Source organism: Aeromonas sp. FDAARGOS 1418 (assembly GCF_019048585.1).
Taxonomy (GTDB): domain Bacteria; phylum Pseudomonadota; class Gammaproteobacteria; order Enterobacterales; family Aeromonadaceae; genus Aeromonas; species Aeromonas caviae.
Window position 1 is genome coordinate 190754 of the sequence record NZ_CP077387.1, and the last position, 15079, is coordinate 205832.

A 15079-nucleotide genomic window follows, 5' to 3' on the forward strand; every position below is an offset into this window, starting at 1 on the left:
GTTCAAATCATGGGCAACGCCGTCAGATGCGGCCCTGATAACGCAGCGGGAAGCGCCCCTGCCCATCGGGCTGGCCGAGGAAGGGGAGCCCCTGTTTCATCTGGTCCGGCAGCTCGGGACCCGGTTTCAGGGTGCCCTGGAACAGGTACTGGCGATTCGCCTGCAACTCCAGCTTGCCCAGCACCTGCACCGCCTCCGAGCCCTGCTTGATCTCGGCCACCAGCCGGGAGTCGAGACAGGTGAGCGTGATCTCGGGATCCCCCAGGGCCAGCTTGCCCGCCGGGGTGTCCGCCTGTGCGTCATACCAGTGAAGATCCCCGTAAAGGTTGTCGCACCAGGGAGTGCCCTGGGCAAACTGATCGATCTTGAGCTGCAACTGACCCGTCGCCGTCAACGGGAAGGGGGGTCTCATCGGCACCCTCTCCAGCACCCAGGGGGCAGGCGCATTCAGGGTGATGTCGCGCCCGAAAGCGGCACCGTTCCAACCCAGGATCCCCTGCCCGTTGAGTCCGCTGCGCTCGCCAAAGCGCACCGACACCTCGGGCGCCAGCCGCAGCAGGGACCAGCCATCGAGATCCCAGCGCAACTGGGTGAGGGACTCGCTGGCATATTGCACCCGGGCGGCCTGACCGCTCCAGAGGGTGCCGCTCACCCCCTCCAACCGCACCAGATTGGGGGGCAGCGGCAGATGGCGCACCACCAGGGATGCTGGCAACTGGGCCAACAGGAAACCGAGATAGGCCAGCAGGAAGAGACTGGCGATCACTATTTTTCGCTTCATTGGGAACGACTCAACTGCAAACGTCTGACCTTGACCAGCCCGGGGGCCAGCCCCTCGCGGGCCAGCTCGATGATCTGCACCTGGACGCCGTATTGATCCGAGAGGGTCGCAAGCCAGATCAGCAGATCATCGAACGGCACCGTGTCTATCCATACCTGCAGCTCCTGACCCTGGGGCTGCAAGCGGGCAATCTTGATCTTCTGGTTGAAGGCGGTGCGGTTCACCACGCCGTCCAGGGTACCGCCGGTATCGATCTGGCGCCCCTGTCCCCCCTGCATCGCCAGCACCTCCTGTCCCTTCTCCTTGAGCCAGGCCAGGGTCTGCTGCTGGTTCACCACCTGCCGCTCGCGCTCGGCAATGCGATTTGCCACCGGCTGCCAGATCGCCCAGTAGAAGAGCCCGATGAGCAGCACGCTGCCCCCCACCGCCACCAGCCGCTGCTCGCGGGCACTGATGCCGCGCCACCAGCTCTGCAGTTTGTCCATCATGACGACCTCCCCTTGAGCACCAGCGCCCCTTCGACCTTGCCTTCGGTGCTTCGCACCTCACCCTGCTGCACCTCGAAGCGCTTGCCCGCCAGCTCGCGGAAACGTTCGATCTCGGTGAAGCCGGGGGCCGTTACCTGCAACCTCAGCTCGCCCCGGGCTGCATCGAAGCGCAGCACCTCGGGCTTGAGGCCGGGCACCTCGGCAAACACCGGGGCCAGCTCGGTCAGGAGCAACAGGACGCCATCCTGGGGAGCCTGCCCCAACTGCTGGAGGTGCTGGGTCATCTGGCTGCGCACGTTGACGATGCGCGTCTCCCCCGGGAAGATCCGGGTGTAGACCTGCCGGATCTCCGCCTTGAGGGCCTTGTCCTGTTCCGCCAGCTGGTGCAGATGCACACCGCGCTGCACCAGGGCCACCAGCAACAATACGCCTGCCAGCACCGCCACCTTGCGCCACTGCAACCAGTAGCGGGCGTATTCGGTCTGGGGACGATAGGGCCCCTGCAACAGGTTGGCCTGGCAGGTCAGCGCCCCTTTTGCCAGCAACAGCATGGGCAGTTCCGGGTCAGCCTCCTGCCAGTTGCCCGCCGCCATGGCGGGGATGGGAGTATGGCAGTGCAGGGTGACGGGTTCGGTCTGCGCTGCCAGCAGCATGGCCAGCAGGGATTCCTCCGCCACTATGCCCTGACGGGGGCCCTGGCGGACCAGCCACTCCTCCCCCAGCTGCAGGGCTGACCAGCCATCGGCGACGAGCGGCAGTGCCAGCACGTCGGGCAGCAGGTGCAGGGTCTTGAGCCCTGCCTGCTCCAGCCAGCCGAGCCAGGAGTGCATCTTCCCCTTGTCCACCGCCATCAGATCCACCTCGCGGCCCTGATGGCCGAGCACCACCAGGTGCAGATCGTCCACGTCTGAGGCGATCTGCTCCTCCAGCAGATAGGGCAGGGCCGCCGCACTCTGGCGGCTGTATTTGCCCGGCAGATTGACCCGCCGGAAGATAAGATCGCTGCCGGGCACCAGGGTCACCACGGGGCGACCACTGGCACGCTCCTGCAGCTCGCCGAGGGCGTGCGCCGAGGCCAGGATGCCGGAGGCGATGATCTCCTGCTCCTGCGCCGACCAGACCAGCCAGTGCACTGGCTGCTGCGCATTGGTCCCCAGACGGATGACCAGACTCTCGCTCACTAATGTCTCTCCTGCCATGCCCGCTCCTCCCTCAGGGGGGGCGGGCGCACAGCCATGGGTTGCAGTCCAATCGGGGGATGCGCAGGGCAGCTGAAACCGCCCCACGCCCCCTTGTTATTCGGCGCCGCCGCTCAGGCGACGCAGCATCACCAGCTTGTTGTCCTTGCCACGCTGGAAGACGGTCTCAAGCCTGGCGCGGGTCTCCCCCACCTCCGCCAGCAGGCGGGCCTCGAAGAAGCTGCTCTTGATGTCCAGGGCACCATCCAGCCCGGTGATGGCACCCGGCTGAACCTGCAACTGCTCCGTCATCTCCTGCTTGTTCTTCCACCCCTTCTTGGGGCGGCTGGTCAGCACCCGCTTGGCATCGTCCAGCCCGATCTTCCCCTGGTAGAGCCCCACCAGCAGGGCCGCCTGCTCCGGCCGGATGGTGTTGATGTTCACCACCAGCTTGTCATTGGGCAGGGAGCACACATAGGGGGCCAACCGGGCGTACAGGCTGGCGCTCACCCCGCGCACCGCCCGCAATTCGTCGGTGCCCAGCATCCGCTGGTTAGCCACCAGGTAGGGGGGATTGAGTCCCTCGTAGTAGGCATCCTCGGCCCCGTTGCTCGAGACCAGCTGGGTATCCTTGTCGGTCCAGTCGCGGATGGCGTCCGTCAGCTGTACCGCTTCGTAATCATCCACCTCGAGCTGGGCGAGCAGGGCCCGGAACACCTTGAACTGGTAAGGCTGGGCCTCGAGATCGTCGCCGTTCTCCCCCTCCTTGAGGGGCACGCTCAGGCTGTTGAGGTTGAAGCAGGATTGCAGATCCCGCACCCGGCCCGAGAGAGTGCCATCCTCCACCGGGAAGACCCCGTCCTCCCGCGCCCAGTTTTGTCCCAGACTCACCCGATCCGGGTCATCCTTGAAGTCCTGGTTCAGCACCTTGATCACCAGGGCCTCCGCCGACATGGCATACCACCAGGCCTGCTTGCCCAGGGTGAGGTTGGCGGTGCGACGCAGCTCCAGTTGCAGGCGGCCGCTCATGTTGCTGGCGACGATCACCATCACCGCGAGGATGAGCAACACCACCAGCAGGGCCATGCCCCGCTGTCTGCTGGGGGCCAAAGGAGGGCGGGGGCGCTTAATTGCCATTGTCCGCTCGCTGGCCACCAGCACCGATCAAGAACTGGCGACGTCGAATAGTGCCGTCATCCTCCGTGACGGACAGGGGAAAACGACGATCAGTTACCATTCTCTGCCCTCTGGCCACCGGCTCCGATCAGGAACTGGCGACGGATGGTGCCGTAGTCTTCAAGCTCCAGCTCCACCGCCAGCCCGTAGGGCAGCAGGTCGCGTTGGGTCCACTCTTCCTTCCACTGTCCCTTGTCGTAGAAATAGAGGCGCAGCGCCGTCACGCCGGTCAGCACGGGCTGAATGCGCGGCTCGGTGCCAATGGCCGGATCCGGATAGAGGTAGCTCAACCGCTCCAGGGTCTGCCCCTTGAGACGCCAACCCACTCGTTGCAGGCCGGAGCGCGGCAGTATGCCGTCCGGATTGAGCCAGCCGCCGCGAATGAAGGCCATGCCCCAGTCGTCGCTCTGCTGGCCGAAGCGGGACGCCGCCAGCAGCACCTTGTTGTTTTCGCCGTCGATGCGACCGCTGCGCGGCACCATCTGGGTGACGTCCCGCTCCAGCAGGCTGAAGGCGAGCTGCAGTTCCGAAAGGCGGGCCTCCTTGCGCTTGGCAACCTCGTCGCTGGTCAGCACCCCTTGCAGCACCTGATAGGCCCCCAGGCTCAGGGTGGCGAAGATGGCAATGGCCACCAGCATCTCAAGCAGGGTAAAGCCGCGGTGGCGCGATGGGCGGGGGTTGCTCTGGATCATCGGCTGACACCGGCTCCGGATCATGGACGCACGTTGATGAATGTTCATCGGCTGAGATAGGTCCGGATCATGGCCACCGGGCTGTCGGCCTTGGGCGCAGTGCGCACTTCCATGTCCAGCGCCCTGAAGTTGCTGTCCGCCGTGGCGACGCCGCGATAGCGCCAGTACCAGGTCTGCCCGGCCATCTCCTCGTCCCCTTCCACCCAGCTGTCTCCCGGCCATTTGCCTTCGAGCTTCTGCTGCACCAGCTGATTCTCCACCACCCAGGTCGCCAGGGTCTTCTGCTCCAGATAATTGAGGCCGGCCAGGTGTTCGCTCGCGGTCTTCATCACCGCCAGCCCGGCGATGGCAAACACCGCCAGGGCCACCATGACCTCCAGCAGCGTCATGCCGCGCACCCGGGCGGGGCCGCCCGACAGAGCGGTGCGACGCGCTAGAGCGCCCCCTGCGGGCCTGGCGCTCCTCACTCTTCTTCCTCTTCATCCTGCAACAGGGAGAGACGACCGAACTCGTCCCCCCTGACGGTGCGCAGGTAGTGCAGATCCTCGTCCTGCTGGCTCAGGGTCAGCACGAAGGGAGAGAGCTCTCCCCCCGGAAAGACCAGGATCTGGGGTGTCCGCTCGCGCTCGTCCCGACCCTGCTCCTGGCGTTCGTCCGACGCAGTACGCCAGTTGAAACCTTCCAGCTCCACCGCCAGGGTCATCCCCTCCGGCAACGTCACCGGCCCCAGCAACTTGTCACCGGTCAGGGCGCGCCACTTGCGATCCTTGGGATCCCGGGACATAAACTGCCAGCCGTTCTCCTCGACCCGCAGCCCCAGCAGCCTGCCATCCATCACCGAATACTCCTGGGCCTGCTGCAGGGTCGCCATGAAGCGGCGCGCCTGCTTGTCGAGCTCCCGATCCCCCCTGGCGCCCCCCATGCTGAGGGTGACGGCGGTCGCCACCAGTCCCATCAACATGGCGACCAGCAACACCTCCAGCAGGGTAAAACCGGCCTGGTGACGGGCCGAAGAGGCCACCTTCATTCAGGCAGCCCCGGGGTGGCGCAGTGAGCACGACGCGGCGGAATCACTTATTGGAAGTCCTTCAGGTTCCAGTTGCCGATGTCGTCATCGGTCCCGGCTTCGCCGTCCATCCCCATGGAGAAGATGTCGATCTTGCCGAACTGGCCCGGGCTCAGCAGCTGGTACTGGTTGCCCCAGGGATCCTGCGGCAGGCGCTTGATGTAGCCCCCTTCACGGTAGCTGCGCGGCTCAGGGGATGCGGTCGGCTTGTTGACCAGGGCATCCAGCCCCTGCTCGGTGGTCGGGTAGCGGTTGTTGTCCAGCTTGTACATGTCGAGGGCGTTTTCCAGCGCCACTATGTCGGAGACCGCTTTTTGCTGATCCGCCTTCTCCTTGTTGCCCATCAGGTTGGGCACCACCAGGCTGGCCAGGATCCCCAGGATCACGATGACCACCATCACTTCCAGCAGGGTAAAACCCGATTGACGACGCTTTTGCATGACTGACTCCCTAACGAAATGAGATGGCATGAGCCATCAACGATTAACTGTTAAACCACGATCGTTCGATTGAATTTGCAGGTTCGAATGGCGAAGCCTATTCGGGCACCCGACCCTCACAGATTCACCATGTTGTTGAGCTCCAGGATCGGCTGCAGGATCGACATCACGATAAACAGCACCACCCCGGCCATGGAGACCACCAGCATGGGCTCGAACACCCCGAGGGCGATGTTCACCTGGGTTTCGAACTCCCTGTCCTGGTTGTCCGCCGCCCGCTCCAGCATGCTGTCGAGCTCGCCGCTCTGCTCGCCCGAGGCGATCATGTGCAGCATCATGGGCGGAAAAATTCTGGTTTCATCCAGCGACTTGCGCAGGCTGGTCCCCTCCCGCACCCGCTCGGTGGCCTCACCGATGCGCATGCGGGCATAGTCGTTTGAGAGCACTTCCCCGGCGATCTTCATTCCCTCCAGCAGGGGGACGGCGCTGGCGTTGAGGATGCTCAGGGTGCGGGCAAAGCGGGCGGTGTTGAGACCGCGGCTGACCCGACCGATCACCGGCAGGCGCAGTATCACCTGGTGCCAGCGACGACGACGCTTGTCGTCGGTCAGCCACCAGCGCCAAATCAGACCGCCAATGCCAAGGAGCAGCAGGAACCAGAGGCCGTAGTGCTGCAACAGCTCGCTGGTGCCGATGAGGAAACGGGTGGTGCCCGGCAGTTGCTGGCCCATGTGTTCGAACTGGGCCACCACCTTGGGCACCACGGCGGTGAGCAGTATGGAGATGACCCCCACCGCCACCAGGGTGAGGACGATGGGATAGATCATCGCCTGCAGCAGCTTGGTGCGCATGTGCTGGCGCTGCTCGGTGTAATCGGCGAGACGGTTGAGCACCTTCTCCAGGTGACTGGACTTCTCGCCGGCCGCCACCATGGAGCGGAACAGCTGGTCGAACACATGGGGGAAGGCCCCCAGCGAATCGGCCAGGGAATACCCCTCCACCACCTTGCTGCGCACCGTCGCCACCAGGCTGCGCAGGTGGGCCTTCTCGCACTGCTCGGCGACCGCCTTGAGGGCCTCTTCGATGGTGAGACCGGCCCCCACCAGGGTCGCCAGCTGGCGGGTGATGAGGGCCAGTTCTGCGGTGGAGGCACCACGGCGAAACAGCACGAAGCGGTTCGCCTCCCGCTTGGCCTTCTCGGTGGTCTCGTTCACCTCGAGGGGGGTCAGCCCCTGCTCGCGCAGCAGCTGGCGCACCTGGCGGGCGGAATCCCCTTCCAGCACGCCGCTCTTGTTGCGCCCCTTGCCGTCGAGGGCCTTGTATTCAAATGCCGCCATCTCAGTCTTCCCGGGTCACGCGCAGCACCTCTTCGAGGCTGGTCTGCCCCTTGAGCACCTTGTCGATGCCGTCGCGGCGGATGCTGGGGGTGTGACCCCGGATCAGCCGCTCGATGGCGAGCTCGCCGCTGGCGCTGTGGATCGCCTCGCGCACCGCCTCGTCCACCACCACCAGCTCGTGGATGCCGGTCCGGCCGCGATAGCCGGTGTGGTTGCACTGCTCGCAGCCCACCGGACGCCAGATCTGCTGATCCGGCGCAAGCTCGATGCCCATGGCCAGACGCTCCTGCTCGGTGACAGGGTGCGGTGCGCGGCAGTCCGGGCAGAGGGTACGCACCAGCCGCTGGGCCAGTACCGCCAGGAGCGACGAGGAGAGCAGGAAGGGCTCGATCCCCATGTCCCGCATCCGGGTGATGGCGCCGATGGCGGTGTTGGTGTGCAGGGTCGACATCACCAGGTGACCGGTGAGGGATGCCTGCACCGCGATCTGGGCGGTCTCGAGGTCACGGATTTCCCCCACCATCACCACGTCCGGATCCTGGCGCAGAATGGCGCGCAGGCCCCGGGCGAAGGTCATGTCCACCTTGCTGTTGACCTGGGTCTGGCCCACCCCTTCGAGGTCATATTCGATGGGGTCTTCGACGGTCAGGATGTTGCGATCCCGGGAGTTGATCTCCGAGAGGGCCGCATAGAGGGTGGTGGACTTGCCCGAACCGGTCGGGCCCGTCACCAGGATGATGCCGTGGGGCTTGCGAATGAGCTCGCTGATGATGTTGCGGTTGGCCAGCGTCATGCCGAGCTGCTTGAGCTCGAGGCGCACGTTGTTCTTGTCGAGCAGTCGCAATACCACCCGCTCGCCGTAGCTGGAGGGCATGGTGGAGACCCGCACGTCCACCGCCCGGCCGCCGATGCGCAGTGAGATGCGGCCATCCTGGGGCACCCGCTTCTCGGCGATGTCCATGCGCGACATGACCTTGATGCGCGACACCAGCAGGGAGGCGAGTTTGCGATGGGGGCGCAGGATCTCCCGCAGCACCCCATCGATGCGAAAACGGATCACCAGGGCCCGCTCGAAGGTCTCGATGTGGATGTCGGACGCCTCTTCTTTTATCGCCTCGCTCAACATGGCATTGATGAGGCGAATGATGGGGGCGTCGTCGTCGGCATCCAGCAGATCCTCGCTCTGGGGCAGCTCTTCGGCCAGGGCAAAGAAGTCCATCTCGTTGCCGAGATCCTCCATCAGCTGACGCGCCTCGGAGGAGTCACGCTGATAGTGGGCCATCAGGAGCGTCTCGAACTCGTCGTTGCCAAGCTGCTCCACCGCGAAGGCACAGCCCGCCACCCGTCGCACCTCCAGCAGGGTCTGGGGGGAGATCCCCTGACGACAGAGCAGCACCGGGGCACCCTGGCGCTCGGTCAGGATGGCCCCGAAGTTGCGGGCAAACGCGAACGGCAGTTCCGGCAGGGGAGCCGGCAGCTCGCTGCCATCGAGCTGGTAGGCGGCCATCAGGGCTTGCTCTGCACGAAGGGCTGCTCCTGCACCTGGGCGCGCACGCCGGTGGCGGTCGCCTGCTGCTGGGCCTGCATTCTCTGGATCTGCTGCTGCACCTCGGGGGACATCATCACGTCCTGGCCATAGGCGGGCAGCACCTGGCGAGCCGGCGAGGTGGCATAGCCCTCTTCCGCAGCCCGGCTCAGCTGTTCGGCCCTGAACAGGGTGTACTTGTTGCTGGAGACCCCGGAGTAGACATTGGCGTCACGCAATATGGTCGGGCGGATGAAGACCATCAGGTTGCGCTTGGCGGTGGAGGTCTTGGAGGAACGGAACAGGTAGCCCAGCACCGGAATGTCCCCGAGCAGGGGCACCTTGGAGATCTGCTCCTGGGTCTGTTCGTCCATCAGGCCACCCAGCACCACTGTCTCGCCGCTCTTGACCAGCACGGCGTTCTTCACGGTGCGGGTATCGAAGGTGGGGCCCAGGTTGGCGGTCCCGGTCGCCTGCTTCTGTGCCACGCTGGAGACCTCCTGCTCGATGTTGAGCAGCACGGAATCTCCTTCGTTGATCTGGGGCGTCACCACCAGCTTGGTCCCCACCGTCTTGCGCTCTATGGTGTTGAACACCTGATCGCTGGTGGTGGAGCTCTGGGAGCCGCTCTGCACCGGCACTTCCTGACCGACGTTGAAAGAGGCCTCCTTGTTGTCCATGGTGACGATGCTCGGGGTGGAGAGGATGTCGTTCTTGCTGTTGGTGGAGAGCGCCGTCACCAGCGCCGCCCAGTCTCCGTGATAGAAGCCTGCCGCCATGCCGCTGAAGCTGCCCGCCAGGGATGACAGGCCGTCGGTGTTGCCGTTGTCTTTGTAATCCTTGGCGGCGATGGCCAGGGAGCCGATGGGCAGACCGGTGTCGGTGAACTGGGTGCCGCCGCCATTGGTGTTGGCCCACTGCACCCCGAGGTTCATGCCGTCACCATCCGATATCTCGACGATGATGGCCTCCACCAGCACCTGGGCACGGCGAATGTCGAGCTTGGCGATGACCTGCTCCAGCTCGGCCATCACGTCCGGCTGGGCGGTGATCACCAGGGCATTGGTGGTCTCGTCGGCGGAGATGGCGAGCTGGCCGCCGCCGATGCTGGCACCGCCCGTGGCCGTGGCAGCCGCCCCGCCCTTCTTGTCGGCGGCGATGCTGGAGCTGACCCCCTTGAGGACGTCCACCAGATCCTTGGCCTTGCCATATTTCAGGTAGAAGACCCGGGTGTTGCCCTGGCTCTGCAGATCCCGGTCGAGCTGGCGCACCATCTGGATGATGCGGGCACGGGCCTTGGGCTCGCCGCTGATGACCACGGAGTTGGTGCGCTCGTCGGCCACCACCTTGGGGGAGAGCAGCAGCGAGGCGTTGGCCCCCTGATTGCTGCCATCCTTGTTGAGGTTGGTCACCAGCCGCACCATCTCGCCGGCGGAGGCGAACTTGAGCTTGATGACGTCCATGTCCTGATCCCCCGCCTTGTCCACCCGGCGAACCACCTCCACCAGGCGGTTGACGACGGCGGCGCGGCCAGTGATGAGCAGCACGTTGGAGGGCTCGTAGTGGACCACGTTGCCGCCGCCGGCGTTGTCGTTCAGCTGACGCAGCAGGGGGGCCAGTTCACGGACCGAGACATTGCGCACCGGTACCACCCGGGTCACCATCTCGTCACCCACGCCGGGGTTGGTGTCATCCACCACGGGGATGGCCGAGGTCTTGGCATCCTTGGAGCGCACTACCTTGAGCACGCCGTTGTTCATGGGCACCACGGCAAAGCCGTAAACGTCGAGCACGCTCAGGAAGAACTGGTAGTACTGATCCTCGTTGAGCAGGTCATAGCTGCGCACGTTGATCTTGCCGCGTACCGATGGCTCTATGATGATGGTTTTGTTCAGGTTCTTGCCGACCGTGTTGATGAACTCCTCGATGTCGGCGTTCTTGAAACTGGCGGAATACTCGGTGGCCCAGGCAGAACCGGCCATCATCAAGGCTGCCGCCATGGTGGCCAGACGCCAGCCCTTCCCTTTATTTGTCATTCTTGGTGCTACTCCAATTCATTATTCTGACAAGCCGACATAGACGTCGTAGAGCTGTCCTTGCCGCTCGACGGTGACGGTCATTTCCGTGGCGCCCGCCACCTGCTGCATCGCCTGCATGGCCTGGGCGTTGTCACGCAGATCCAGGCCGTTGATGCTGACCGCCAGATCGTTGGCGACCAGTCCGAGTTGATTGAACAGTTCCGGATTGCGACCCGGGTTGAGGCGATAGCCGGTCATGCGACCGTCCACCCGGACCGGAGAAATGTTGAGGTAATCGGTGATCTTGCCCGGGTTGCCCAGCAGTTCGCTGCGCACGGAGGAGAGTCCCTCCTGGCGGGCCGGTTTGGGCAGGGGCTTGCCATACTCTTCCCCGTCCAGCATCAGGGTCTCGTCACGGCCGTCCCGGGCGATGATGACCCGATCGGCAAACACCTGGCGTATCCTGGCCTGGGTACCGTCGATGTAGTCTCCGATGCCGTAAGAGTTCTGTGTCCCGTTGTGGGCGATGATGGCGATGGACTTGGCGGGATCCGAGCTTGCCAGCACCCCGTTGAGCTGGGCGTTGAGCTGGGTTTTCGGGGCATCCGCCGCCACCGTCTCTGCCGCCTTGTCCGCCTGGGGTTGCAGCGCCTTGCCAAAGAGAGAGAGGCGGCTGAGGTTGCCAAGATCGAGGCGATCGCCGCCACTCCCCTGCACCGAGGTGACCGAGGGTTGCCAGGGGGTCAGGGGAGCGGGCTGGGCCAGTTCGTACAGGCGCCAGGTGAGCACGGCACACTGCTGGGCCAGCAACAGCAGCAGAAGCCAGAACAGGGGCTGGCTGAAACGGGAGAGTGGCATGGCCTTGCAGCGAGCCAGAAGGGAAGTCAACAAATCATCCCTGAACGGTAGCGTCATCTTTCTCAAAATTGTCTGGCATCCAAGTCGGTTGGCTATTGTGTACGGCAATGGACCCAGAGACAACCGACCGGATGGGACCAAGGGGTGAAAATTCAGTTTCCGTCACACCCGGATGCCCCCTGTTTCTATCCCGGGGCCCGCCTCTGGTATAATCAGGCACCTTTTCAGCCATCCCGGAGCCGAACCATGTCGAATCCAGCACAAAGCAGCACCCAGGTCCGTCTCGACAAGTGGCTGTGGGCCGCCCGCTTTTACAAGACCCGCAGTCTGGCGCGGGATCAGATCGACGGCGGCAAGGTGCACTACAACGGCCAGCGCACCAAGCCGGGCAAGGCGGTCGAGGTCGGCGCCCTGGTGCGATTCTGGCAAGGCCAGGACGAGCGGGAGGTGCGGGTGCTCGAGGTGAGCGAGCAGCGCAAATCCGCCCCGCTGGCCCAGCAACTCTATGAAGAGACAGAGGCCAGCCTGAAGAAACGGGCCGAAAACAGCGAAGCCCGCCGCTTCAACAGCCAGTTTGCCCCAAGCCCGGAGCGCCGACCCGACAAGCAGGAGCGACGCCAGCTTATCCGGGTCAAGCAATCCTAATCCGCGTCTGTGGCCCCTTTATGACGACAGGTGGAGGAATTAGTTCCTAACCACCTGTTTAACAATGTGTTTATTTTTCCCCAAGAACATCCTAGGAAACCATGATGAGTAACCAAGACCTCCTGTATCGCTATCTGTTCGAAGAGTACGAAGTGCGTGGGGAGCTGGTCCAGCTGGATCGTACCTACCGCCACATCATCGACGCCCAGAACTACCCGGTACAGGTGCAGCACCTGCTGGGCGAGCTGCTGGTTGCCACCAGCCTGCTGACCGCCACCCTCAAGTTCGAAGGCTCCATCACGGTGCAGCTGCAGGGGGACGGTCCGGTGCGTCTGGCCGTCATCAACGGCGACAACAACCAGCAATTGCGCGGCGTTGCACGCTATGAAGGGGAACTGCCGACGGACGGCAAGCTGCAAAGCCTGATTGGCAACGGCCATCTGGTCATCACCATCACCCCGGATCAGGGAGAGCGCTATCAGGGCATCATCGCTCTGGAGGCCGACACCCTGGCGGCCTGTCTGGAGCACTACTTCGCCCAGTCCGAACAACTGGCCACCCGCCTCTGGATCCGCACCGGCCACCACGAGGGCGAGCCCCGTGCGGCGGGCATCCTGCTGCAGGAGCTTCCGGCCCAGAGCGAGGATCACAGCGAAGATTTCGACCACCTGGTCCAGCTCACCACCACCATCAAGGACGAAGAGCTGTTCGGTCTGGACGCGGAAGAGATCCTCTACCGCCTCTACCACCAGGACAAGGTACGGGTGTTCGATCCCCAGGCCATCGAGTTCCGCTGCACCTGCTCCCGCGCCCGTTGCGAAGGGGCCTTGCTGCAGATAGACAAGGAAGAAGCGGTATCCATGGTGCAGGAGCTCGGCAAGATCGACATGCACTGCGATTACTGCGGCGCCCACTACGAATTCGACGGGATAGACATCGAAACCCTGTTCAGCAGGGCTCCCGGTAATGATGCAAACCAGTTACACTAATCAAAGGCGGGCAAAACCCGCCTTTAACTTAAATAACAAAAAAATACCCTATTTTATAAAGTTTGATGGCGATCGCTAAAAACTACCACCTAGGTGGTAGCATGAACGTCAGATAGAACCCTACACACCTCTGAACCCAGGAGAATACAATGACAATCGTGGTAGAACCCACCCTGGCCCAACAACTGAAGCTGGACCAATACGGTATCAAAAACAGCCAGGAAATCGTTCGCAACCCCTCCTATGAGCAGCTTTTCGCTGAAGAGACCCGCTCAGACCTTGAGGGCTTCGAACGTGGCGTCGTCACCGAGCTTGGCGCCGTCAACGTCAACACCGGCATCTTCACCGGCCGCTCCCCTAAAGATAAATATATCGTCAAAGATGCCACTACCCAGGATACTGTGTGGTGGTCTGACCAGGGTAAAAACGATAACAAGGCGATCACCCCGGAAGTGTGGTCACATCTGAAAGGGCTGGTCACCAAACAGCTCTCCGGCAAGCGTCTGTTCGTGGTGGACGGCTTCTGCGGCGCCAACCCGGACACCCGCCTGGCAGTGCGCATCATCACCGAGGTGGCCTGGCAGGCGCACTTCGTGAAGAACATGTTCATCCGCCCGAGCGAAGAGGAGCTGAAGACCTTCAAACCGGACTTCGTGGTGATGAACGGTGCCAAGTGCACCAACCCGAACTGGAAGGAGCAGGGTCTCAACTCCGAGAACTTCGTCGCCTTCAACATGACCGAGAAGATGCAACTCATCGGCGGCACCTGGTACGGTGGCGAGATGAAGAAAGGCATGTTCTCCATGATGAACTACTTCCTGCCCCTGCGCGGCATCGCCTCCATGCACTGCTCCGCCAACGTGGGCAAGGATGGGGACGTGGCCATCTTCTTCGGCCTCTCCGGCACCGGCAAGACCACCCTCTCCACCGATCCCAAGCGTCAGCTGATCGGCGATGACGAGCACGGCTGGGATGATCACGGCGTGTTCAACTTCGAAGGGGGCTGCTACGCCAAGACCATCAAGCTCTCCGAAGAGGCCGAGCCGGACATCTACCACGCCATCCGCCGCGATGCGCTGCTGGAGAACGTGACCGTGGCCGCCGATGGCACCATCGACTTCGACGACGGTTCCCGCACCGAGAATACCCGGGTCTCCTACCCCATCTATCACATCGACAACATCGTCAAGCCGGTCTCCAAGGCGGGTCACGCCACCAAGGTGATCTTCCTGACCGCAGACGCCTTCGGTGTGCTGCCCCCGGTCGCCAAGCTGACCAAGGAGCAGACCAAGTACCACTTCCTGTCCGGCTTCACCGCCAAGCTGGCCGGTACCGAGCGCGGCATCACAGAGCCGACCCCGACCTTCTCCTCCTGCTTCGGCGCGGCTTTCCTCAGCCTGCACCCGACCAAGTACGGCCAGGAGCTGGTGAAACGGATGGAAGCGGCAGGGGCTGAAGCCTATCTGGTCAACACCGGCTGGAACGGCACAGGCAAGCGGATCTCCATCAAGGATACCCGTGGCATCATCGACGCCATCCTGGATGGTTCCATCGAGAAGGCGCCGACCAAGGTACTGCCGGTGTTCAACCTGGAAGTGCCGACCGAGCTGCCGGGCGTCAACCCCGCCATCCTGGATCCGCGAGACACTTACGCCGACCAGGCCGAGTGGGATGCCAAGGCGGCCGATCTGGCCGGGCGCTTCATCAAGAACTTCGAGCGCTTCACCGACAACGACGAAGGCAAACGCCTGGTCGCGGCGGGCCCGCAGTTGTAAGAAACGCGCCTCGCGTCTCGCCATCCCGTACCGGTCAGCCCTGCTGGCCGGTATTTTTTTGGCCGATGCGCGGCATATGGCTCCCGCCAAGCCTTGCCTTGACGGCCCTTG

General features: G+C 63.6%; 15 protein-coding genes and 1 pseudogene. 3 read left to right on the forward strand and 13 right to left on the reverse strand.

Annotation, left to right across the window (positions count from 1 at the left end; genetic code table 11):
* Nucleotides 1-22 precede the first annotated feature (22 nt).
* The 13 genes and pseudogenes from exeN to exeC all read right to left on the reverse strand — a co-directional run bounded on the left by exeN (nucleotide 23) and on the right by exeC (nucleotide 11592).
* Complete coding sequence (exeN, locus tag I6L48_RS00940) at nucleotides 23-781, reverse strand: GspN family type II secretion system protein ExeN (RefSeq protein WP_039040581.1); 759 nt, start codon at nucleotides 779-781, stop codon at nucleotides 23-25.
* Nucleotides 778-1269: a GspM family type II secretion system protein ExeM gene (gene exeM, locus I6L48_RS00945; protein WP_010675717.1), complete on the reverse strand. Its 492-nt coding sequence runs from the start codon at nucleotides 1267-1269 to the stop codon at nucleotides 778-780. The genes exeN and exeM overlap by 4 nt, the downstream gene beginning before the upstream one ends.
* On the reverse strand, nucleotides 1266-2450 hold the full coding sequence (exeL, locus tag I6L48_RS00950; RefSeq protein WP_216987690.1) for a GspL family type II secretion system protein ExeL: 1185 nt from the start codon (nucleotides 2448-2450) through the stop codon (nucleotides 1266-1268). The genes exeM and exeL overlap by 4 nt, the downstream gene beginning before the upstream one ends.
* Nucleotides 2451-2564: 114 nt before the next feature.
* Entirely contained in the window at nucleotides 2565-3584 is a 1020-nt protein-coding gene (gene exeK, locus I6L48_RS00955; RefSeq protein ID WP_069651931.1) for a GspK family T2SS minor pseudopilin variant ExeK, read from the reverse strand.
* Nucleotides 3574-3648: pseudogene (locus tag I6L48_RS20755) on the reverse strand (type II secretion system protein GspJ); the annotation flags it as partial. The pseudogene I6L48_RS20755 and the gene exeK, both read right to left, overlap by 11 nt.
* A 25-nt stretch (nucleotides 3649-3673) precedes the next feature.
* Complete coding sequence (exeJ, locus tag I6L48_RS00960) at nucleotides 3674-4315, reverse strand: GspJ family T2SS minor pseudopilin variant ExeJ (RefSeq protein WP_103858238.1); 642 nt, start codon at nucleotides 4313-4315, stop codon at nucleotides 3674-3676.
* A 44-nt stretch (nucleotides 4316-4359) separates the two neighbouring features.
* The gene (exeI, locus tag I6L48_RS00965) at nucleotides 4360-4704 is read right to left on the reverse strand and encodes a GspI family T2SS minor pseudopilin variant ExeI (RefSeq protein ID WP_010675721.1); all 345 of its coding nucleotides are present in this window, start codon (nucleotides 4702-4704) and stop codon (nucleotides 4360-4362) included.
* Between the two features lie 74 nt (nucleotides 4705-4778).
* A complete protein-coding gene (exeH, locus tag I6L48_RS00970) occupies nucleotides 4779-5342 on the reverse strand; it encodes a GspH family T2SS minor pseudopilin variant ExeH (RefSeq protein ID WP_010675722.1) in 564 nt (187 codons plus the stop codon).
* A gap of 47 nt (nucleotides 5343-5389) precedes the next feature.
* Nucleotides 5390-5821, reverse strand: coding sequence for a GspG family T2SS major pseudopilin variant ExeG (exeG, locus tag I6L48_RS00975; RefSeq protein ID WP_010675723.1), 432 nt, complete (start codon nucleotides 5819-5821; stop codon nucleotides 5390-5392).
* A gap of 116 nt (nucleotides 5822-5937) precedes the next feature.
* A complete protein-coding gene (exeF, locus tag I6L48_RS00980; protein WP_216987691.1) occupies nucleotides 5938-7158 on the reverse strand; it encodes a GspF family T2SS innner membrane protein variant ExeF in 1221 nt (406 codons plus the stop codon).
* A 1-nt stretch (nucleotide 7159) separates the two neighbouring features.
* Nucleotides 7160-8665, reverse strand: a complete 1506-nt coding sequence (gene exeE / locus I6L48_RS00985; protein WP_041211720.1) for a GspE family T2SS ATPase variant ExeE — start codon at nucleotides 8663-8665, stop codon at nucleotides 7160-7162.
* Entirely contained in the window at nucleotides 8665-10719 is a 2055-nt protein-coding gene (gene exeD / locus I6L48_RS00990) for a GspD family T2SS secretin variant ExeD (protein WP_010675726.1), read from the reverse strand. The genes exeE and exeD overlap by 1 nt, the downstream gene beginning before the upstream one ends.
* A 21-nt stretch (nucleotides 10720-10740) precedes the next feature.
* Nucleotides 10741-11592 (reverse strand): GspC family type II secretion system variant ExeC, encoded by an 852-nt coding sequence (gene exeC / locus I6L48_RS00995; protein ID WP_272865916.1) that lies wholly within the window; start codon nucleotides 11590-11592, stop codon nucleotides 10741-10743.
* A 213-nt stretch (nucleotides 11593-11805) separates the two neighbouring features.
* Between exeC and hslR the strand changes: the two genes are divergently transcribed.
* The 3 genes from hslR to pckA all read left to right on the forward strand — a co-directional run bounded on the left by hslR (nucleotide 11806) and on the right by pckA (nucleotide 14968).
* The gene (gene hslR / locus I6L48_RS01000; RefSeq protein WP_010675728.1) at nucleotides 11806-12204 is read left to right on the forward strand and encodes a ribosome-associated heat shock protein Hsp15; all 399 of its coding nucleotides are present in this window, start codon (nucleotides 11806-11808) and stop codon (nucleotides 12202-12204) included.
* 104 nt (nucleotides 12205-12308) lie between these two features.
* A complete protein-coding gene (gene hslO, locus I6L48_RS01005; protein WP_010675729.1) occupies nucleotides 12309-13193 on the forward strand; it encodes an Hsp33 family molecular chaperone HslO in 885 nt (294 codons plus the stop codon).
* Between the two features lie 149 nt (nucleotides 13194-13342).
* Complete coding sequence (pckA, locus tag I6L48_RS01010; RefSeq protein ID WP_010675730.1) at nucleotides 13343-14968, forward strand: phosphoenolpyruvate carboxykinase (ATP); 1626 nt, start codon at nucleotides 13343-13345, stop codon at nucleotides 14966-14968.
* The last annotated feature ends 111 nt before the right edge of the window (nucleotides 14969-15079 follow it).